This window comes from Maribellus sp. CM-23 (assembly GCF_021354595.1).
GTDB lineage: Bacteria > Bacteroidota > Bacteroidia > Bacteroidales > Prolixibacteraceae > Draconibacterium.
The window spans coordinates 516,754-538,843 of sequence record NZ_JADWYJ010000005.1 but is presented as its reverse complement, the minus strand read 5'-3'; the positions used below and the strand labels follow the sequence as shown (position 1 = coordinate 538,843).

The following is a 22,090-nucleotide window of genomic DNA, read 5'->3' as shown; positions in this document are numbered from 1 at the left end:
ATAGATTTAAACTCTCCATAAAAAGCAGACGAGATCGCCTTTATAAAACCCGTTTTTTCTACGCGTTAAAAAACAAAAAAGTTGGATACAGACAGGCTCTTAAAAAGCGAGAACTTACATTAATGCCGCAGACAAAAGCCTTTTAAAAGAATAAGAATTATCTTTTCCGCAACACAGAACAGTGAATTATACCGAGAAATAAATATGAATATCCAGGCACAAGAAAAGTACCTTGCTTTTTCCCGACACTTTAAACAACGATTCTTACGCTTTTAGTTTTCCAAGAAAGAAATCAACCATCCCAATGCCCGACTCATCCTCAATGCCAATAGCAGGAGCATAGATCACAGCCTCCAGCCCTAGTTTATCGGCTTTGCTTTTCAACGCTTTGGCATGCAAGGGATGATGATTCAACTCATCTTCACTTCTGGGGATGCCTCCTTCGGCTTTATTCAGCACAAAAAAGGGCGGCGCGTTTTGATCCATCTTCCCCAAAAAATCGAGCTCCTGCCGAATGGCGGTTTGCTTGTACAAATCCATTCCTTCCGGCGATTTAAACCCAAAGGCGCGTGCAATCACCAGCAAATCCTGCGGACTTTTCATTTCGGGCAAACCAAGTATTCCGGACCATTGCAAAATATCGTAAGTTGCCTGCGTGGCAAAAGCTCCAGCACAAACAATCCGGGTTGATTCGCGCAAAACAGGATCAGCATTTTGAGGATCGGCCATATCTTCTGAGAAAGCCAGCCACAAACAGGTCCCGGCTCCTGCAGACCCTCCGGAGCAGGCAATACGGCTTTTATCCACGTTGTATTTTTCGGCATTATGACGAATGTATTGTAGACACCTTTTGGAATCAGACATACTTCCCAGAATACCATACGGAGGTTCGTTCAGATAGCGATAGTTAATGGTGGCTACCGAAACACCTGCTTCCAGGAAACGGGGCCAATCTTCCGAATCATAGTACCTCGATTTATCGCCGCCAATAAACCCGCCGCCGTGTATAAAAATTACAAGCGGTGTCGGTTCTTCCGAATCGGCCAACCAAATATCAAAGGTATTTTTTTCGTGATCACCGTAACGTTCGTTACAGAAAGTAGCGCGCACACCCGCCGCATTGACAGGCTCCATCATTTGCTGCTGTTCCTCCATAGATTTCAAAAATAGGGGAACAAATGTAAAAATATTGCCTACACGAGCCAAAGACAGGCCAGATTATTTATCGAAGTACAGACAAACAACTGCTTCCCCTGGTTAAAACGTCCCAAAAATGGCGTGCTTCTCCGAGTTAAAATAAATGGTAGAATAAATATGAAAATTCTCTTTATTGGTGGTAAGTTTCCGCTCCATGTACAACACGGGCTGCCCTGGTTTTAAGTGCAGCAACTGCCTGATTTTTACGGTTGGTTTCACTGCCTTCAGCTTTTGTTCTCCGCCAATAATTTCAATTTGGTAATTTTGCCGCAGAATCTCAAATAACGATTTATTCTCGAACGAACGCTGTGCAATCCGCGGCAGGTAAATATTCGGAAGGTGGTTAATATCATAAAAAACCGGCTCGTCTTCCACATATCGCAGGCGTTCCATGTAAATACAACCCGACTCCTGTTCGAGCTCCGAAAGCTCAAAAGGAAAGTCTTCAGGCCAGGTTTGCACCGTTGGTTTTTGCAGGATATCTGTTTTCAGGTAACGCACCCCAACCGCCGAAGCTGTTCCCGCAATCGAAAGAATACCAATGTTCTGCGGAGGTTTTCGCACAATACTTCCCTTGCCCTGCTTTTTGAAAATCAGGCCGTCTTTCACCAGCGTCTCCAAAGCATGACGCACAGTGGGGCGCGTCATCTCATAAACGGCACTTAATTCATTCTCCGAAGGCAAAAGATCACCCTCCTGATACACCCCGGTAAGAATTCGTTTCCGGAGCACCTCGTACAACTTCCGATATTGAGGTAAATTTTCCATGTGACCTCAAAGTTAAAATTTTTTTAAAATATGGCAACACAACTTGTAAATACAAGTTATAAAATATAATTTTACATCCGCATTTTAAGATATCACTATTTTATTGATTTATTGATACTTAAAAATAAGCAGTAATATTATTTGTATTTACAAGTAAGACAAATTAATAAAACTAACAAATATGGCAACACCCGTAATGATGCCACGACAAGGACAATCAGTTGAATCATGCATCCTTGGACAATGGCACAAAGAAGTAGGAGAAGAAGTCAACGAAGGCGACATTCTGTTCTCCTACGAAACCGACAAAGCCTCGTTTGAAGAGGAAGCCAAAGAAAGTGGCATTTTGCTGGCTACATTTTTTGAAGAAGGAGACGAGATTCCGGTATTGACAAATGTGGCGGTAATAGGCAAACAAGGAGAATCAATCGAAGAATTCAAACCCGGTGCTTCAGAAGGAGAAGCAGAAAAAGCTCCTGAGGCAATCACCGAAGAAGCACCCAAAGTTATTGAATTTGAAGTAGAAGAAGACCAGGTAGGAGCGCGACTGCGAATTTCGCCGCTGGCCCGTAACATGGCAGAGAAAATGGGTGTTGACATCCAAATACTAAAAGGCACCGGCCCGCACGGAAGAATCATTGCCCGTGACATTGAAGAAGCCGCTCAAAAGCCAGCTGCCAAAGCAGTTATTGAAACACCGGCCCCCAAAGCAGCGCCTGTGAGCAAACCTACGCCCGCAGTCGTTCTCGAAACCGGAGATGATTTTGAAGTAAAAGCCATTCCGAATATTCGCAAACTGATTGCCAATGCAATGCATCAGTCGCTGCAAAACTCGGCACAGTTGACGCACCACATGAGTGCTGATGCCCGCCAGCTAATGAAACTGCGCAAGAAATTCAAAGCTCAGCTCGAAGCCGGCGAAATCAAACAAAACGTTACCATCAACGACCTCGTTTGTTACGCTGTTATCCGCGCACTGGAAAAATACCCGCAAGCGAACACGCATTTCCTGGGTGATAAAATGAGATGGTTTAAGAAAGTTCACCTTGGGCTAGCCGTTGACACAGAGCGTGGATTGATGGTGCCCGCATTGAGAAATGCCGATGACCTTTCCATTACCGGTCTTTCAAGCCAGTTAAAACAATTGTCAACTGCCGCCCGTGCCGGAAATGTAAATCCCGATTTACTAAGCCCTGCAGCTGCAACTTTTACGGTTTCGAACCTCGGAAATTACGGAGTGGAAATGTTTACGCCGGTGATCAACCTGCCGCAAACTGCTATACTGGGAGTTTGTACCATTGTTCCGCGTCCGAAAGAGCTGGAAGATGGTGTCTACGGCTTTGTTCCGATGATGGGACTCTCGCTGACTTATGACCACCAGGCACTCGACGGCGGAGAAGCAACACTGTTCCTTGCTGAAATCAAAAATCAAATCGAGAATTTACAAGTTTAGAGTTCAGTGTTCAAAGTTCAAAGTATGTTCTACTCTGAACACTGAACTTTAAACTCTGAACTGGCTGTTAGAATTTTGAAAAACATATAAATCAGAAGAAATGCCAAAAGTACAATATATAAATCCGGACGAAGTACGTAAACCCGGTCAAATTGAGTTCAAACCAATCCCGGTAAACCAGTACAACAAAACAATAGAAGACGAGAAGGAAAATTTCTCGAACAACGACCTGATTCGCATTTTTCACGACATGGTGGTTATCCGCGAATTTGAAACCATGCTCAACCTCATAAAAACACGGGGGGAATACAACGAGGTTCCTTACAACCACCCGGGCCCCGCTCACCTTTCCATCGGACAGGAAGCTGCGGCAGTTGGTATGGCTTACACGCTGGGAGTGGAAGATTTTATTTTCGGTTCACACCGCAGCCACGGCGAAATTCTGGCCAAAGGTCTTTCGGCCATTTCCAAACTCAGCGACGAGCAACTGGAAAAAATCATGGACTCGCATTTTGACGGAATCACCGCCGCACCGGTAAAAGCCGGCCACACAGGAACGACCAAAGAACTCGCCATTAAATTCCTGATTTACGGAACGCTGGCAGAAGTTTTTGCCCGCGAAACAGGCTTCAACAGAGGGCTTGGTGGCTCTATGCACGCTTTCTTTACTCCTTTTGGTGTTTATCCCAACAATGCCATCGTTGGAGGTTCGGGCGACATTTCGGTGGGTGCAGCGCTTTACAAAAAAGTAAACCGCAAACCGGGTATCGTGGTGGCCAACATTGGTGATGCATCGATGGCTTGCGGCCCTGTTTGGGAAGGCCTGACTTTTGCCACCATGGACCAGTTTAACGAACTGTGGGAAGGCGACATGAAAGGCGGACTACCGCTAATCATTAACATTATGAACAACCAATACGGAATGGGCGGACAAACCTGTGGCGAAACCATGGGTTACAACATTGCAGCCCGCATTGGCGCCGGATTGAACGACGACCAGATGCATGCAGAACGTGTGGATGGTTACAACCCGCTGGCAGTGATCGACGCTTACAAACGGAAAAAGAAAATTCTGGAAGAGAAACGTGGTCCGGTGCTGCTCGACGTGCTGACTTACCGTTACAGCGGCCACTCGCCTTCCGACGCCTCATCGTACAGATCAAAAGAGGAAGTGGAAGCATGGGAAGCCCAGGATTCAATCATCTGGTTTGGGAAAGAATTGGTAAAAGCCGGCGTTGCCACCGAAGAACAACTGGAAGCTATCAAGACTTCTACAACCGAACTGATCACTTACGCGCTGAAACTGGCGATCGATGATGAAGTTTCGCCCATCATGAACATGAAAAAGCATCCGAACCTGATCGGAGAAATGATGTTCAGCAACCAGTCGGTAGACAAAATGGAAGACCGCCCCGTGGAAGTGAACCACCCGATGGAAGAAAACCCGCGTGTTCAGCAACTGGCAAAAAAAGAACGCTTTATGTTTGACGCCAACGGAAAGGCGCATTCAAAAATAAAAACTTACGGATTACGCGATGGTATCTTCGAAGCCATTGTCGACCGTTTCTACAAAGACCCGACCCTGATTGCTTACGGAGAAGAGAACCGCGACTGGGGCGGTGCGTTTGCCGTGTACCGAGGATTAACCGAGGCCCTTCCCTACCATCGTTTGTTTAACTCACCTATTTCGGAAGCATCGATTGTTGGAACTGCAATTGGCTATGCGATGTGCGGTGGCAGAGTTATTCCGGAGATCATGTATTGCGACTTCCTGGGCCGCGCCGGCGACGAAGTTTTCAACCAGCTTCCAAAATGGCAGGCCATGAGTGGTAACGTACTAAAAATGCCGGTGGTGATCCGTGTTTCTGTAGGTTCAAAATACGGAGCACAACACTCGCAGGACTGGACTGCTCTGGCTGCTCATATTCCGGGATTAAAAGTAGTTTTCCCGGTAACTCCCTACGATGCAAAAGGTCTGATGAACACAGCACTGCAGGGAACTGACCCGGTTATTTTCTTTGAAAGTCAACGTTTGTATGATATTGGTGAGCAGTTCCACAAAGAAGGTGTTCCGGCAGAATACTACGAACTTCCGCTGGGCGAACCGGATATCAAGAAAGAAGGAAGCGACCTAACCATTCTGACCATTGGCGCTACTTTGTATCGTGCTTTGGATGCGGCCAAAACACTAGAAGAAAAATACGGTGTATCGGCAGAAGTAATCGACGCCCGTTCGCTGGTTCCCTTCAACTACGAACCGGTAATCGAATCGATCAAAAAAACCGGCCGGATCGTTATTTCGGGCGATGCATCGGCACGCGGATCGTTCCTGCGCGACCTAGCATCGAACATTACCGAGCTGACTTTCGATTACCTCGATGCACCGCCGGTGGTAGTGGGTTCGCGTAACTGGATCACTCCGGCACACGAACTGGAAGATTATTTCTTCCCGCAACCCGAATGGATCATCGACGCTATCCACGAAAGAATTGTTCCTTTAAAAGGACATGTATGTGAAAATGATTTTACCGAGGCAGAACAATTGGACAGGAATGCCAGAGGTATTTAATTCATAGTTAAGGATGCACTAGTTGGTAAAAGCATCCAAAGTTTTGGTTTTTATTAGAATTAAAACCGGTTTCAGAGGAAGCCGGTTTTTTTATGATTTGGCGATTAAATAATACTATTACTACGACTTTCTTTTTAGCCGATAGGTGTAAATCAGGCTAAAGCCGACATAGGCTTTCGATACATAACTATCAAAATGAACCGGAAAATTGCCGACCTCCGTATTCAAGCCCTTTACTGCTTTGCCAAATTGAATATTATTGTCGCCAACATATAATTTCATCGCCCAATGCCTGGAAAAGGCTCCCCACAAACCCAACTCAAAACCGCGAAAAAAATGTCCCTCGAATTCAGAAGATGCTTTTATTGCCTGGCCTGTTTCGTAATACTCCAGGTTCCCATCCAACGAAATAGCCCCTATAACCCCGCCCATTATGGAAGCAAAACCCTGAATGCGGGTGATATCATCATCGTCTCGCCAAACAGGCAGATAAGCAGTAAGCTTCCCCCGGGCTAACTGGAAACTACCGCTCATTTCCCGCAAATACAGTTTTTCATAAGCCCCAATACCAGCCGAAGTTTTTTGCAGATCGTAACAGCTTAACCACCCAAAGCCACCACCCAAATCGAGACCAAAGTAAGGCCAGGGCTTCCATTCGTGCGATAAATCTACCAGCCCAAAACGATTATAGCCTTCACGGGCAATACTTGTCCAACCGTTAATGGCAAAGCTATTTTCACGGGCAGGTTCCTGCGCTTTTGCTGAAATTATTAAAATCAACAGCAAACCAGTCAATGAATACCTGATGATGTCAAACATATTTTCAGAGTAATTAGTAATACTACATTAAATGAAACTCTCAAATATTCTCCTCTTTCTTCAAACCAATCAAAAGACCCGACAACGCCTACCAGCACAGTCTCGGGCTCTGCCTTATTTTCGTGATTTCATGTGCTTACGAGCAGGGCCCATAGGCATGAGATAAATGTAAATGACTTGCTTTAAAAAACACTGCATGGATATCATTTTCAAGTAGTTTAGAATTATTCTAAAGCTATCTGACGAAACTAATTTTAATACGTCCTTAGCAGTTCCCTATCTGCAGCACCGGGTTATCGGAAAAATTATTCAGGCGGCAAACATCCCTGTCCGAAGACTGGATTTCTCTCAATAAACAAAGAAACAAAACTTGCCACGCCGTAAAACATAAAGCACACTTATTTGTTAAGAACTAAGATTGCAAAAGTCCTTTTCAGTCAAAACTACTTAACATCAAATAATTATGAGAAAGATCTTTACCCTCTTGATGAGCTTTACAGTAGCTCTTGCATCTGCGCAAACAAACACGCCAGCATCAGTAACCGAACTTGCTGCATCCGGCAACTCGCTTGAGAGAACGAATACGCTCAAATCGCAACCATTAAAATCGGCTAGTGCTTCAACTGCAGCGGGCATAACATATTATAATAGTCGTGCAGTTTTTGACGGTGATTTCCCCGGACTTCCGGTCGAAGGATTTGAAAATGGGAACGTGTCAGACAATAATATTATAAGTTTTGCAGCACCCTTAAATGCAAGTACAAACAACAGCGCTTTTAGTCCGGGAGATATTTTGCCGGGAATTGAATTTACCACATCAAATCCCAGTTATCCAACCGCAATAGTTTTACTTGGAACCAACTATGCGGGGGTTTCAAGTAAAGTTGCAGTAGCAAATGTGTTTGGTGCAAAATACGTTATTAATTTTAATCCGGCAGTAGAGGCTGTTGGAATGGACGTTGTAAACATTTTTGGCGGCTCGTCAGCTACCATAGAAATATATGATATAAACTCAAATCTTCTGGCGTCCACCAGCACGGCTTCTAGTCCGTCCGGTTCGTTTTGGGGTGTTACATCAGATACCCCAATTGGTAAAATCATCATACACGATCCTGCAAGCGGAGCAGAAGGAGCTGACAACATAGCTTTTGGGAGCGCCCCTCTTGTTGTTCCGGTTTCCGGTTGGGCAATATACCTGGTCTTCTTCCTGATTATTGCATCAACAGTTTTACGCTTTAGAAGATCCATCTTTAATAGGATAAGGGCATAAAAATGCCATAAAATACCCAGAAAAACATCAGCGACCCGACTATTTCCCTCTCGTTAAAACAAAAAGCTTGATAAATCTAACAGAAATAGATCTATCAAGCTTTTTATATGCCGGCCTCTCATACGAGTAAAAATAAATTCTCAATTTTCCACGGAATTGTATTTCTGTTGCTGTGCTTTTAGTCGAATCAGAATTGAATCTTTCAGAATAAGAAAGAAGATAATAAACCCAAAGATCTGAAAACCAATATAAAGACCAACCGATTTTACCTTTGAATTACTGATATCGAAAAGCAAGAGAGGAAACAGAAATTGAAGGATGAAAACAATCAGAAAATTTATGGCAAAAAACTTTAAGGCCGTTTTTTTTGTAATGCGCGAGTCGAACAAAAGAGAAAACTGCCAGGCAAACAACAATACAATTGGCATACAGTAATCCAGCGTCATTTTTGTTGTCCGATCAGGATATTTAAAACAGATAATGATCTTGTCCTTTGTTTCCTCCTGTTTCAAATAAACCGTTTCAATGGCTGAAATTTTTGTGGTAAAATGCTGCACCCCTTCCTTCAGAAATTTGGCGTAAACCTCCTCTCCTCCACTGTTCCACAGGAGGTAGAAAAGAACACTGGTAACAACAAAAATGGTATTTCTAAAATATCGTCTCATGCCGTTTTTGTAAGTCTTTTATTGGATAATTCCCACAGTCCCCAAAGTATGATCACCAGTAAAATATTCCAGATATAGTCGTGCATAGCATCCAATATCGCCGGAAACATTTTACCAATAACACCAAGTATTACAATCCGAGCGCTGTTCAAAATCGCCAGAACCACCAAAATAACAGTGCCGTACAAAAATTTATCCTTTAGTTTCCAGGCCGAAAATAAAACCAGGGCAATCAATGCAAAATACGCATGGTAGGCCGAACATTCCAACTCTATTTTCAAAGGGTAGTTCGCAATGGAAATCATGTCGTAATTTAAATCCGGCGTAGCAATGGCATTGGAAGTGCTGATTAAATATTTAGCCGGGATAAAGAAAATTTTACTTAGAATAACTGAAAGATCGGTTGCCGCGTGCACAAAAAACATGGAGAACCACCGGTTTGTTTCATAATCCACCGCCACAATTGTAACTAAAATCATCCATAGTCCAAATGATTTTGCCAATGGCAGTAATTGGCGGAGAAGTTCTTTTCGCTCGATAGATCTTTGTTCGCTCTTGCTAAGGTGTTTATGTTTTCTGTTGTAGTTCACGGGACAATCTTTATGTTGAATCTGTTAAGGCCAAAAATAATTTTATTTCGGCAGAAAGAAGTAAAAATATTGCTAAAAGTCCTTGTCTATGCAAGAAATGAGATAACACAACGCACCTGAAAGATTGTTTACAAACAAGCCCTAATGCGCTCGATACTTTCTAAAAGTTGACTTCGATCTTTGAATTGAACTCCCGGCTAATACATCTTCAGAGGTTGCCCGATCTGCAATACCGAATTCTCGGAAATGTTATTCAGGCGGCAAATATCTTTGATCGGGGTTTTGAATTTTCGCGATATCACCCAAAGCGAATCACCCGAACGCACCTTGTAAAATTCAGGAATTGCTGCATTGTTTGAATATCCCCTGGGCTTTAAGGTTTGATGCAAAGCCACAAGTGTTTCAAAATTCCGGGCTTCGTCCCTAATTTGCTGTTCTCCAAAATCAAACACCAGCTCCGGGTCAAAAGCCCTCCCCTCCTGGCGTATCTCGAAATGCAAATGTGAGCCACGTGCACGACCGGTACTCCCTGCCAAAGCAATTGCTTCACCTTTGGCCACCCACTCTCCTTCTTTTCTCAAAAATTTTGAAAGATGGGCGTAATAAGTTTCGATGTTATTGGCGTGCTGAATGATGATAATGTTTCCAAAGCCGCTCCCCCAACCCGATCGGGTAATGTTTCCGTCGTTAACAGCATAAACTGTATCTCCACGCTCCATTTTCAGATCGGTGCCGTAATGCATCCTTCCCGAACGCGGACCGTAATCGCTGATCACCTTTCCCCCGTTACCGGGTACCATAAAACCCGCCAGGTAACTTTTGTACTGTTCCTGTTCCTGCGTTTTTATCACATTGTATTCAGTTAAAGAAACAGGGGCTTCCAAACCGGGCACAATTACCAGTTCATCAGTATTTACATACTGTGCATTGCTCTGAAAACCAACAAAAAAAAGAAGCACCAACAAAAGAAAAATTACTCTCATACGATAAAAAATCGGGTCAATTTCACGCAATAGTAGTGAAAAATATGTTTTCTGCGACATTCGGTTTCTGCTTTTAGAAACGCTAACAAATCATTTACGAAACATTAACAAACTTATCAGGCGGGAAATTTTTTCCAGGCTGCCAAAAACAACAGAATCCAGCCGCCGATAAAACTTAAGCCTCCAATTGGCGTAATGGCACCCAGTATTTTAATCCCCGAAAGCGCTAAAACATACAAACTACCCGAAAACACAACAATCCCGGCAAATAATAAAATAGCCGACCATTTCAGGTAAGCCGAAGGCATAAAAAACGATAAAACGCCCACCAGCAACAAGCCCAAAGCATGGTAAAAGTGATATTTAACACCCGTTTCCCAGGTTTGTAACATTTCGGAAGAAAGATGCGTTTTTAAGGCATGTGCACCAAAAGCCCCCAATCCGACCGCCAACGCCAGTAACGCGGCCGACAATAGTATAATAATTCTGCTCATCTGATATTGATTTTATTTTTATGAATGAACAACAAGAAAAGCCGCCTGAAAGTTTCCCGGCCCAGTAATCTTTAAAACAGGATACCAAAGGACACCTGAAAATAAGCAGTTTTGTTTCTTTGCACCTAAATTCAGATCAGAATAGTATGACACAGGCAAAAAGCATATTTACCACCTTCCCCGACACGGAAGACTTATTAAAATGGTACAAAGAACAGTCCCCCAAAGCAGTCCCGAACATTAACGGACACATACACACGCCGCACTCGTTCAGCGCCTTCTCGAATATTGAACAGCCTTTTGAAATGGCAAAAACAGAAGATGTTTCGGTTTTGGGCATCAACGATTTTTATACCACCGACGGCTATAACGAATTTGCGGAGATGGCCCGAAAACACAACATTTTCCCGCTTTTCAATATTGAGTTTATGGCTTTACAGAACGACCTGCAACAAGCCGGCATCCGGGTAAACGACCCCAGCAACCCCGGCCGCACTTATTTTAGCGGAAAAGGACTTCGTCAGCCGGCAAAAATGAGTGAAGCCTCTTCCCAAAAAATCAGCAACCTGCAAACCGAAAGCAACCGCCAAACCTACGAAATGGTGGAAAAACTAAATGTTTTCCTGTCAGAAAACGATATCGACCTTCAATTCGATGCAACTGAACTACAAAACCGGTTGGCCAAAAACCTGTTCCGTGAGCGCCACATTGCGCAGGCGATACGGATTGCAGTTTTTGAGAAAGAGGAAACTGATTTGGGAAGAGCCAGACTTTTCAATGCTATTTTCCAGGGAAAAGCGGTAAAGTCAGCCATTGATGATGTAGCCGGGCTGGAAAACGAAATACGCGGCAACTTGTTAAAAGCAGGCGGAGCTGCTTTTGTTCCGGAAGATCCGAAAGCCTTTCTTTCGCTGGAAGAAGTAAAAGAACTGATCATTGATGCAGGTGGAATTCCGTGTTATCCGGTTTTGCTGGATTTTGGCAACGCCAATTTCACCGACTACGAAGCCGACAAAGAAAAACTGCTGGCCGAACTAAAAAGCAAAAATGTATTTAGTATTGAGTTGATCCCGGGGAGAAATAACTTCGACATTTTTAAGAACTTTGTACAGTTCTTCCACCAAAACGACTTTGTGATTACTTTCGGAAGTGAACACAATACTCCGCAACTCGATCCGATCAAACTAAGTTGTGGCGGCGGTATCGATCTGGATGAAGAGCTCAAAGAGATCAATTACGAAGGCACTGCTGTTGTGGCGGCTCACCAGTATTTGGTAGCCAACGGGAAAGAGGGCTACTTAAAAGGACAAATTGCCAAAACCGAAGAAAAAGCTGCCTTTGTTGAATTAGGGAAAGCAGTAATTGCAAAATTTCTAAGTATGTAATACAAACTCTGTGTGAGACTCGGTGAACTCTATGGGTTCAAAAAACTTTACCACAGAGTTCACGGAGAAGACACGGAGAACCACAAAGAAATAAAAACCATGAACCAGGGAATTAAAGATTTAATTGAAGTTTCGCGTAGTTACGGTAGCCAAAAGGAATATGTGATTGCGGGCGGAGGAAATACTTCGTTTAAAACGGACGATCAGCTTTGGGTAAAAGCAAGCGGATTTGCTTTGTCGACCATAAGCGAAGAAGGTTTTGCCGTAATGGACCGCAGCAAGCTGGCTAAAATTTCAGAAAACGAATACAGTTCCGATCCTTTTAAACGCGAAAGCCAGATTAAAGATGATTTAGCAGACGCGACCATAACAAAAGACAAACGCCCGTCGGTGGAAACATCGTTCCACAATGCCATCAACTACAAATTTGTGGTTCACCTGCACCCAACCGCAGTTAACGGAATCATGTGCAGCAACCAGGCAGAAGAGTTCGTAAAACCTGTTTTTGGCGACGAAGCGGTTTACATTCCATACATCGATCCCGGTTACATTTTATTCAAAGCTGTTGAAGCCAAAATCATAGCGTTCAGAGCAGAAAAAGGATACGACCCCAAAGTTATTTTACTTCAGAACCATGGCATTTTTGTAAGTGCCGATACCACTCAGGAGATCATTGATATTTACGATGGGATTATTGCCAACATTGAAAAGGCAGTCTCCGATCCCGTGGACGAAACTGCACTTCCGGTTGCTGAACACGTAACACAAGTTGTACCGGCCATTCGTGCCATTGTTTCACAGGAAGGTTTGAAAACGATCAAAGTAACGAACTCGGCATTAGTTGAAAAATTCAATTCAAGTGCTGAAGCGTTCGAGAAAGTGAATTACCCGTTCACTCCCGATTTGATTGTTTATTGCAAATCGAAATACATTTACATAGAAGAAGTTTCTTCGCCGGAAGCAACGATCGCAGCCTTCAAAACAAAATATGAAGCTTTTATTGCTGATTATGGATTTGCTCCAAAGGTTGTGTTTATTAAGGGCATCGGAATGCTTTCGATTGGCGACAATGCCGATCAATCAAATATCATCAAAGAAGTTTTTGAAGATGCCATGAAAATTTCCTGGCTGTCGGAATCGTTCGGTGGTCAGCATTTTATGACACCCGAGCAGATCAACTTTATCGATACCTGGGAGGTTGAAAATTACCGCCGTAAAGTTTCGGCAGGAACAGTAGCCGGACGTGTTGAAAACAAAATTTCGATTGTTACCGGTGCCGCCCAGGGATTTGGAGAAGGGATTGCCCGTGTAATGAAAGAAAACGGTTCAAACATCATTGTTGCCGACCTCAACGAAACAGTCGGGAAAGCTACCGCCGAATCGTTCAACGAAATAAAAAACAGCAGCCGTGCCATCTTTGTACAAACCAATGTTGCCGATCAAGAATCGTTAAAAAACCTGATGCACCAAACCGTTTGCGAATTTGGAGGACTGGATGTTTTCGTAAGCAACGCCGGGATTTTACGTGCCGGAGGTTTGGAGGAAATGACACCCGAAAGTTTCGATTTGGTTACCAAAATCAATTATAACGCCTATTTCTATTGTACCAAGGCAGCCACTCCGATTATGAAATTGCAGAATAAATACAATGCCTCATTGTATGCTGATGTGATTCAGATCAATTCAAAATCGGGTTTGGCCGGAAGCAAGAAGAACTTTGCTTACGCCGGTGGAAAATTTGGCGGCATTGGTTTGACCCAGTCGTTTGCGCTGGAGTTGGCCCCCGATAGAATTAAGGTGAATTCAATCTGCCCGGGTAACTTTTACGAAGGTCCGCTTTGGAGTGATCCTGAAAACGGATTGTTTGTTCAATACTTAAACGCAGGAAAAGTTCCGGGAGCTAAAACTGTTGACGATGTGAAAGCGTTTTACCTGGCGCAAGTCCCGCTAGGCAAAGGTTGCTCTCCGGTTGATGTGGCAAAAGCGGTTTTCTACGCCATCGACCAGGAAAATGAAACAGGACAGGCCATTCCGGTAAGTGGCGGACAAATTATGCTGAATTAGTTGATGACATTTAACGCAATCATATTCGATTTAGACGGTACCCTACTGCATTCGATTGTGGATATAGCAGATGCCTGCAACCATGTTTTGGAACAAAAGAATCTGCCAACGCATGATACGGAGTCGTATGTCTCGTGGATTGGAAACGGGGCTGCCAAACTCGTTGAAAGAGCACTTCCCGATCACATAAAAAGTGATCCGGAAAAACTGGATTATTTCATTCAGGCTTACAAAGAGTATTACCTCGCACATTTGATGGTGAAAAGCCATTTGTACGAAGGAATCGATGAAGTGCTTGCGCTTCTGAAGCAACATAAAATTCCGTTTGCGGTAAATACGAACAAACCGCACAGCCAAACCCTGCCGATCGTAGAAAATTACATGAAGGATTTTCTTCCTGATCTGGTATTCGGTCAACAAGATAATATCCCCAAAAAGCCGGATCCCTTTGCGGCCAACCTGATCGCACAGAAATTCAACGTAAAAAGCAGTGACGTTCTGTTTGTGGGAGATTCCTATGTTGACATAAAAACAGGTAAAGCTGCCGGAATGCAAACGCTTGGTGTGACGTGGGGTTACGGAAAACTGGAAGATATGGAAGAAGCAGGTTGCGTTGATTTTATAAACAGCCCTGCCGAATTATTGGAGATGGTAAAAAGAAGCACGAAATATTAATGGAGTGCAAGATTTGAAATTAAAATGGAAAATAAGTTGATAACCGACTCTCCCTCTTCTCCCTCTCTACGCGTAGAGAGGGACGATCCCGATCACTCGGGATCAGGGTGAGTGCAATCACAAAACCATAAATTATTCAAGTCACGGCAAAAGAAAGAATTAAAATAAAAAACAGATATGAAAACAAAAGCAGTAAGATTATACGGAAAGAAAGATCTGCGACTGGAAGAATTTGAGCTTCCGGAGATCAAGGACGATGAAATTCTGGCCAAAGTAGTAAGCGACAGCATTTGCATGTCGAGCTACAAAGCTGCCACACAAGCAACTGACCACAAACGCGTCCCAAATAACATTGCAGAAGAACCGATTATGATCGGGCACGAATTTTCAGGAGAGATTGTAGAAGTAGGTGCAAAATGGCAGCACAAATTCAAACCGGGTCAGAAATATTCGATACAGCCGGCTATTTATTACAAAGACGGACCGGTAGGGATTTTAAGTGCCCCCGGTTATTCTTATCAATATATTGGCGGCGATGCCACTTACGTGATCATACCAAAAGATGTGCTCGAGCAGGATTGTTTGCTGGCTTATGACGGTCCCGGCTTTTACCCGGCGTCGTTATCCGAGCCTCTGAGTTGTGTTATCGGTGCGATGCATGCCAACTACCACACTACTCCGGGTTCTTACGTTCACGAAATGGAGATTGTGGAAGGTGGAAAAATGGCCATCCTCGCAGGTGTAGGTCCGATGGGATTGGCTGCCATCAATTACGTAATCAGTCGCGAAGACCGCAAACCATCGCTCCTGGTAGTTACAGATATTGCACAGGATCGCTTGGATCGTGCCGCTGAAATTTTCCCCGTGGAGTGGGCGAAAGAAAAAGGCATTGAGTTGATTTACCTGAATACAGGAAATGTGGAAGATCCGGTGAAAGCACTAAAAGACGTTTCGGGAGGAGAAGGATACAACGATGTTTTCGTATTCGCTCCGGTAGCTCCGGTAGTTGAACAAGGCGATGCGATTCTCGCTCACGACGGCTGTCTCAACTTTTTTGCCGGTCCTTCTGACACTGAATTCGCTGCAAAACTGAACTTCTACAACGTTCATTATGCTTACACCCACATTGTGGGAACCTCCGGAGGTAACAACGACGATATGGTAGAAGCACTCGACGTGATGAGCAAAGGCCTTGATCCGGCAGGATTGATCACCCACGTTGGCGGATTAAATGCGGTTGCTGAAACTACCTTGAACCTTCCTAATATTCCGGGAGGGAAAAAACTGATCTACACGCACAAAAACCTTCCGTTGGTTGCCATTTCTGATTTTGCTGAATTGGGCAAAACAGACTCGTTTTATGCTGAACTGGCAAAACTGGTAGCCGAAACAAAAGGCTTGTGGAACGTAAAAGCTGAAGAATATTTGCTGGCGAACGCGCCGGAAATCTAAAATACTACCGGACAGGCTGACGAGACAACGTTAGCCTGTCCCCCATTACAATTATAGGATGAGCATCCCGGTTTAACCATTTTAAAAGTTGCTCCATATCCTTCTCCGAAACGGCCACACAACCGGCCGTAGTTTCATCGGCCTTTTCCCGAAGATGTAAAAATATAGCACTTCCCTTGCCCTTGACTACCGGATCAGTGTTATACTCGATCACCAGGCAATATTTGTAGTAGTCGCTTTTCAGCTTTAGCTTTTCAAATGATTTTGCGTTGGTTTCACCCCTGACATATTTGTTGTAATCATTCGACTCAGAATCGTCGATCCACTTGTCTTCATTGGTTGAAATGGTGTAAGGCATTTTTGTATTGAGGGTATCGGCATAAGTAAACAACTGCCCCAGGCCAAAAACACCCGAAGGAGATTTTCCGTCGCCTTCCATTTTTTCGCCAAGTGCAGCAAAACCATTTCGGCCAATCCCGGCAGCCAGGGGACCTATTTTAACATTCCAATTATTACCTGCTTTTTCCAGGGCAAAAAGGCTGACCTGAGTATTTCCGGACTGTTCAGCAACTGCAACTAACAACTGATCAACATTTGCCGGAATGGATGATTCCTGCACTTTTAGAATTTGCCTAATCTGTTCCGTTTCCGATTTCGGTGAGGAACACGCCCAAATCAGCAGGAAAACAAAACCCAGATATTTCAAATATTTGAAAGAATCGTTTCGCATACCGCGAAAGATAAGGAATATCCGTCACAATTTTCGTTACCGCCCGGGAAGTCAAACTGCGGCGGATTTATCGCCAATAAAACAATGCTTCTTTACTTTTTCACTTCCAGTTCCCGCAAATGCTCCATCTTTTTTCGTTCCAGGAACTCGCGGATACTTTCTTCGTATTCTTTTACGCGTTTATTTCCGAACTCATACACTTTATGAACCAATCCATCCAGAAAGTCGCGGTCGTGCGATACCAGAATCAAGGTGCCATCGAATTCCATTAAAGCCTGTTTCAGGATGTCTTTTGTACGAATATCCAGGTGATTGGTAGGCTCATCAAGAATCAACAGGTTCACCGGCTCCAGCAACAATTTGATCATTGCCAGACGGGTACGCTCACCCCCCGAAAGCACACTTACCTGTTTGTCCCAGCTATCGCCGCCAAACATAAACGCTCCCAGAATATCCTTGATTTTTGTGCGGATGTCTCCTTTTGCCACATCGTCGATGGTTTGAAAAACGGTTAGCTTTTCATCCAGCAACGAAGCTTCGTTTTGCGAAAAGTAGCCGATCATGGAATTGTGCCCCAGGCTTAACGTTCCGCCGTGTTCCAGCTCACCCATAATGGCTTTAACCAACGTGGTTTTCCCCTCGCCGTTCTTCCCTACAAACGCCACTTTATCTCCGCGGTGAATCGTAAACGTTGCCCCCGAGAACACTAAATGATCGCCGTACGATTTTTCCACCTGATCGGCAATTACCGGGAAATTCCCCGAACGAGGCGACGGCGGAAAGCGAAGTTTCAGGTGCGAGGTGTCCATTTCGTCCACTTCCACCAGTTCCAGTTTTTCCAGCATTTTTACACGCGACTGCACCTGCAATGTTTTTGAATACGTTCCTTTGAAACGCTCGATAAACTGCTCGGTTTCCGCAATCATTTTTTGCTGATCGTCGTATGCTTTCTGTTGTTGCTCGCGGCGCTCTTTACGAAGTTCCAAGTATTTCGTATAATTCACTTTGTAATCATAAATACGCCCCATGGTGACTTCGATGGTTCGGGTGGTAATGTTATCGACAAAAGCCCGGTCGTGCGAAATCACAATCACGGCCCTGGCTTCATTCACCAGGAATTCTTCGAGCCACTGCACCGATTCAATATCGAGGTGGTTGGTAGGCTCATCGAGCAAAATCAGGTCGGGCTTTTTCAGCAGAATTTTGGCGAGTTCGATTCGCATACGCCAGCCGCCGCTAAAATCGGAAGTAGGCCGCTGAAAATCTTCCCGTAAGAAACCCAGTCCCAATAAAATCTTTTCAACTTCTGCATCAAAGTTTATCTCGCCCTGGCTGTATAGTTTCTCACTTAAATCCGATACTTCCTCAATAATCTTGCTGTATTCATCCGATTCGTAGTCGGTTCTGACGGTGAGCTCGTGATTCAGTTCATCGAGCCTTTTTTGCATGTTCAGCACATCGGAAAAAGCCTGCGAGGCCTCATCAAATAAACTGCGGCTGTTATCCACAAGTAAATGCTGCGGAAGGTAGGCAATTACTGCATCTTTGGGCGCCGAAACTTTTCCTGCTGAAGGAGTTTGAACGCCTGCAATAATTTTCAACAAAGTTGATTTTCCTGCGCCATTCTTCCCCATCAAGGCAATGCGGTCTTTCTCGTTCACCACGAAATTGATGTCTTTAAACAAAGTTGTCCCGCTAAATGTAACCGCCAGTCCGTCAATCGAAATCATAATTATCTTCTGAAAATAAGGCCGCAAAGATAATCATCCGTCCGGTAAGTTTTCCATGGAATTAATTTTACCGTTTTCTTTTCACAAATGATAATATTTGACATCGGAAAATGATCAGTCGCGGCGAAATGGTTATACTTGCAATTCAAAACAGCAGAAGTCATGAAAGCATTTTACACCCTTATAGTTCTGTTAATAGGTTTTTTACTGGCCATTCAGGGAAGTATCAACACCCAGCTAACTACTTTTTTAAAGCATCCGATTCAAGGAGCGCTTGTTAATTTTCTGGTAGGTTTTATCTGTTTACTGGCTCTCAATGTTATTTTCAAAACACAAATCCCTGATTGGGGGCACGTAAAAACAGCGCCTTGGTATTTACTGGCCGGAGGAATGCTCGGAGCTATTTTTGTTTCGTCGGTGATCTTTTTTATCCCCCGGATTGGAGTCAGCACGGTATTGGCGGCTTCCATTGCGGGGCAATTAATTGCCGCTTCCATTATCGACCATTATGGTTTTTTCGGATTAAATGTTCACCAGATTTCAGCCGGTCGTATCGCCGGAATTCTATTGCTGATCAGCGGAATCTTTCTGATACAGAAGTACTAAATCACACCTTCCCAGGTGTCTCTGTGCTCAATCTTTCCGGGATTCCAGATAACTCAACCCTATCCGCAAATCGCCGTAGCTGAATTCATTACCCAAGGCTTCGCGTGCAGGTGTCAAATTGCGTTCCTTCGTATTTTTGAAATACTCTAACATTTTTTCAAGCTTTTCTTTTGTGAGAAACTGAAACACGTCCAATTCGCCTGTTTTTACAAAATGAGCCAGATGCCCCTCGATTGTGTTTTCAGTATAAGCACGCTCTTTGGCAATTTCTGCTACTGTTTTTCCAGACTGAAACATCTCTAAACTCACCTTCTTGGTATCCACTTTTGGCTTTTTCTCCTTTTTCGGATTTTCCTTTAGCGGAATTTCTCCGCGATCGATATGGTTCTCCTCGCAGTAGCCCCGGATTTCTTCGATGATCTCAGCCCCGAACTGCTCAATCTTTTTGGGTCCCATTCCATTGATAAGTTTCAGGGAAGCTTTATCCACTGGAAGATAATGCACCAACTCGAGCAAAGATCTCTGAGCAAAGATCATGTACGGAGGAATACCCTCTGCCACCGACTTCTCGTAGCGCCAGGCCCTCAAATGATTGTATAGGTCGGGATGCGGAATATGTTCGGAAGAAAGAACTTCTTTGGCTTTCGAGGCCTTTCGCTTAACGCTGGCAGTGTCGATGAGCACATGAGCCCGCGCTTCCATTATTTCTTTTACTGAGAATCCTTCCTTACAAACGGCATAAGCCGCCAGCTTTATCAATGCTTCGGCTTTCAAATCATCGGCGCGGCCGGTGATCTGCTTCCGAAGGGCACGGTTGTCCACTTCCAGATCAAGCTCATCCAGCGCATCCACAATAATCGCCTGGACTTTTGTTTCAAAATAGTCGGCTGCCTTTTTAATGCGCTCGTCCAGCTTTTCATTTTTCCCTACATCGGGATTCGCTTTTAAATATTGGTCGATCTGTATTTGAAATTTTTCAGCCACCTCAATCAGTTCGTTTTGAATGAGCGACTTCATCTCCCGGAAACCGTTAATCACGGGCTGTGTAAAACTCCCGGCATTTTCATCGATGGTTTTTAAAATCTGGTTAACGAGGTACATTTCGCGGTAAAAGCGAAAAAGTTCACCCAGTTGTTCGCGCTGGAAAGCCTGTTTCGCCACTTCCAGTTCCTTTTCTCCGGGCGGGTTTGCTTCCACTTCCTGAATAAAGCCGTTCACCGTTTTGTCAGAAATAATACTGCGGCCGGCAATCGGAGTCCGAAGTACCAGCCCGTCAAGCGTGCGGCAGCGGCTAAGCGCCACATACACCTGCCCGTGCGCAAACGAAGCTTCGGCGTCGATAATCGCCTTATCGAACGTAAGCCCCTGGCTTTTATGAATGGTGATGGCCCAGGCCAGCTTCAGCGGTATCTGCGAAAACGAGCCCTCCACCTCTTCTTTAATTTCCGCGGCATCTTTATCGATGGTGTATTTTACATTCTCCCACAAAAGTGGGGTCACTTCAATTTCGTCTTCTTCTCCGGGACATTGAACCCGCACCGTATCTTCATCAAAACTAGTAATCCGCCCGATCTTACCGTTAAAAAAACGTTTCTCTGCTTCCGGATCATTCTTAACAAACATTACCTGGGCGCCCTCTTTCAGGCGCAGGCTCGCTTCGGTGGGAAAAGAATACTCCGGGAAATTGCCTTCAATGCGGGCATCGAACGTTTTCTCTCCTGACGAAAGACTGCGCAGCTTCTGCTCGTTCATGCGTTGTGCCTGTGCATTGTGTGTACAAAGGGTGATGTAGCCTTCCTCGTCGGTTGGTTTGAAATGCGGATTGCAACGGCTGTTAAGTTCAGTCCGCGCCGCTTCATCCAGCAAATTTTCACGCACCTTGTTCAGAATTGAAATGAATTTATCGTCCTGCTGCCTGAAAACCTGGGTAAGCTCGATGCTGACATACGAAGTCTCGCGGAGTGCCTTGCTGCTAAAAAAGTACACAGTGTTGTACTCGGCCCTTAGCAATTCCCATTCGTCTCTTTTTACCACCGGCGCCAGTTGCTGCAAGTCGCCAATCATCAATACCTGGGCACCGCCAAAAGCTTTTTGCCGGTTCCGGAAGCGACGCATCACCCGGTCGATGGCATCTAAAACATCGGCCCGCACCATACTTATTTCGTCGATCACCAACAGATCGAGACTGCGAATGATATTGATCTTTTCCTTGCTAAAGCGCATTTGCCGGCTGTCTTCTCCCGGTTGCCCGATCTGCGGGCCAAAATTCAGCTGAAAAAAGGAGTGAATGGTTACCCCTCCTGCATTGATGGCCGCCACGCCCGTTGGAGCAACTACAATCATGCGCTTGGGCGAACGAAGTTTCAGATTTTTCAGAAAAGTGGTTTTGCCGGTTCCTGCCTTACCTGTCAGAAAAACATTCTGCCCGGTATACTGAATAAAATCAAAAGCCAGCTCGAGTTGTTTGTTGGTTTGCATTGGTTGTCTTTTTTTAAACCTGCATAAAGATATCGAATTCCGGGTATTTTTGAAATAAAAGAAAGAGGCTGACCCAGCCAGTCAGCCTCTTCGAGAATCCCATTGAGTGTTACCTCAACCTAAAGCAGAACACTTTAGTTTTTATAGTTGATAAAAATAAGG

The 22,090-nt window shown here is 44.4% G+C and carries 18 protein-coding genes; 8 read left to right on the top strand and 10 right to left on the bottom strand.

Going from position 1 to position 22,090, the window contains the following annotated elements; genetic code table 11:
* Nucleotides 1-264: 264 nt before the first annotated feature.
* On the bottom strand, nucleotides 265-1,155 hold the full coding sequence (locus INQ51_RS18490; protein ID WP_233379433.1) for an alpha/beta hydrolase fold domain-containing protein: 891 nt from the start codon (nucleotides 1,153-1,155) through the stop codon (nucleotides 265-267).
* 102 nt (nucleotides 1,156-1,257) lie between these two features.
* Nucleotides 1,258-1,965, bottom strand: coding sequence for a GntR family transcriptional regulator (locus INQ51_RS18485; protein WP_233379432.1), 708 nt, complete (start codon nucleotides 1,963-1,965; stop codon nucleotides 1,258-1,260).
* 181 nt (nucleotides 1,966-2,146) lie between these two features.
* Here INQ51_RS18485 and INQ51_RS18480 point away from each other — a divergent pair, with 181 nt between their 5' ends.
* On the top strand, nucleotides 2,147-3,418 hold the full coding sequence (locus INQ51_RS18480) for a dihydrolipoamide acetyltransferase family protein (RefSeq protein ID WP_233379431.1): 1,272 nt from the start codon (nucleotides 2,147-2,149) through the stop codon (nucleotides 3,416-3,418).
* 100 nt (nucleotides 3,419-3,518) lie between these two features.
* Entirely contained in the window at nucleotides 3,519-5,987 is a 2,469-nt protein-coding gene (locus tag INQ51_RS18475; RefSeq protein WP_233379430.1) for a thiamine pyrophosphate-dependent enzyme, read from the top strand.
* Between the two features lie 120 nt (nucleotides 5,988-6,107).
* Here the strand turns inward: INQ51_RS18475 and INQ51_RS18470 are convergent, their stop codons facing one another.
* On the bottom strand, nucleotides 6,108-6,806 hold the full coding sequence (locus INQ51_RS18470; RefSeq protein WP_233379429.1) for a hypothetical protein: 699 nt from the start codon (nucleotides 6,804-6,806) through the stop codon (nucleotides 6,108-6,110).
* Nucleotides 6,807-7,269: 463 nt separating this feature from the next.
* On the opposite strand from INQ51_RS18470, the gene INQ51_RS18465 reads away from it, so the two are divergent.
* A complete protein-coding gene (locus INQ51_RS18465) occupies nucleotides 7,270-8,076 on the top strand; it encodes a hypothetical protein (protein ID WP_233379428.1) in 807 nt (268 codons plus the stop codon).
* 140 nt (nucleotides 8,077-8,216) lie between these two features.
* Here INQ51_RS18465 and INQ51_RS18460 read toward each other — a convergent pair whose 3' ends face one another.
* From INQ51_RS18460 to INQ51_RS18445, 4 genes are all read right to left on the bottom strand, one after another.
* On the bottom strand, nucleotides 8,217-8,741 hold the full coding sequence (locus INQ51_RS18460; protein WP_233379427.1) for a hypothetical protein: 525 nt from the start codon (nucleotides 8,739-8,741) through the stop codon (nucleotides 8,217-8,219).
* Nucleotides 8,738-9,220: an exosortase/archaeosortase family protein gene (locus INQ51_RS18455; RefSeq protein ID WP_233379426.1), complete on the bottom strand. Its 483-nt coding sequence runs from the start codon at nucleotides 9,218-9,220 to the stop codon at nucleotides 8,738-8,740. Before INQ51_RS18455 ends, INQ51_RS18460 begins: the two co-directional genes overlap by 4 nt.
* Nucleotides 9,221-9,528: 308 nt before the next feature.
* Entirely contained in the window at nucleotides 9,529-10,314 is a 786-nt protein-coding gene (locus tag INQ51_RS18450) for a peptidoglycan DD-metalloendopeptidase family protein (protein WP_233379425.1), read from the bottom strand.
* 116 nt (nucleotides 10,315-10,430) lie between these two features.
* Nucleotides 10,431-10,808, bottom strand: a complete 378-nt coding sequence (locus INQ51_RS18445; RefSeq protein ID WP_233379424.1) for a DUF423 domain-containing protein — start codon at nucleotides 10,806-10,808, stop codon at nucleotides 10,431-10,433.
* Nucleotides 10,809-10,954: 146 nt separating this feature from the next.
* Between INQ51_RS18445 and INQ51_RS18440 the strand changes: the two genes are divergently transcribed.
* From INQ51_RS18440 to INQ51_RS18425, 4 genes are all read left to right on the top strand, one after another.
* Complete coding sequence (locus INQ51_RS18440; protein WP_233379423.1) at nucleotides 10,955-12,193, top strand: hypothetical protein; 1,239 nt, start codon at nucleotides 10,955-10,957, stop codon at nucleotides 12,191-12,193.
* A gap of 12 nt (nucleotides 12,194-12,205) precedes the next feature.
* Nucleotides 12,206-14,257 carry an SDR family NAD(P)-dependent oxidoreductase gene (locus INQ51_RS18435; RefSeq protein WP_233379422.1) on the top strand — a complete coding sequence of 684 codons (2,052 nt, stop codon included), beginning with the start codon at nucleotides 12,206-12,208 and terminating at the stop codon, nucleotides 14,255-14,257.
* Between the two features lie 3 nt (nucleotides 14,258-14,260).
* Nucleotides 14,261-14,932, top strand: a complete 672-nt coding sequence (locus tag INQ51_RS18430) for an HAD family hydrolase (RefSeq protein ID WP_233379421.1) — start codon at nucleotides 14,261-14,263, stop codon at nucleotides 14,930-14,932.
* Between the two features lie 177 nt (nucleotides 14,933-15,109).
* The gene (locus INQ51_RS18425; RefSeq protein ID WP_233379420.1) at nucleotides 15,110-16,384 is read left to right on the top strand and encodes a zinc-binding dehydrogenase; all 1,275 of its coding nucleotides are present in this window, start codon (nucleotides 15,110-15,112) and stop codon (nucleotides 16,382-16,384) included.
* 4 nt (nucleotides 16,385-16,388) lie between these two features.
* Here INQ51_RS18425 and INQ51_RS18420 read toward each other — a convergent pair whose 3' ends face one another.
* Entirely contained in the window at nucleotides 16,389-17,003 is a 615-nt protein-coding gene (locus INQ51_RS18420; RefSeq protein ID WP_233379419.1) for a L,D-transpeptidase, read from the bottom strand.
* Nucleotides 17,004-17,206: 203 nt separating this feature from the next.
* Nucleotides 17,207-18,844 carry an ABC-F family ATP-binding cassette domain-containing protein gene (locus INQ51_RS18415; protein ID WP_233379418.1) on the bottom strand — a complete coding sequence of 546 codons (1,638 nt, stop codon included), beginning with the start codon at nucleotides 18,842-18,844 and terminating at the stop codon, nucleotides 17,207-17,209.
* Between the two features lie 162 nt (nucleotides 18,845-19,006).
* On the opposite strand from INQ51_RS18415, the gene INQ51_RS18410 reads away from it, so the two are divergent.
* Nucleotides 19,007-19,450, top strand: a complete 444-nt coding sequence (locus tag INQ51_RS18410; RefSeq protein WP_233379417.1) for a DMT family transporter — start codon at nucleotides 19,007-19,009, stop codon at nucleotides 19,448-19,450.
* Between the two features lie 27 nt (nucleotides 19,451-19,477).
* On the opposite strand, the gene INQ51_RS22655 is transcribed toward INQ51_RS18410, so the two are convergent.
* Nucleotides 19,478-21,928 (bottom strand): helix-turn-helix domain-containing protein, encoded by a 2,451-nt coding sequence (locus INQ51_RS22655; protein ID WP_317207971.1) that lies wholly within the window; start codon nucleotides 21,926-21,928, stop codon nucleotides 19,478-19,480.
* Nucleotides 21,929-22,090: the final 162 nt, after the last annotated feature.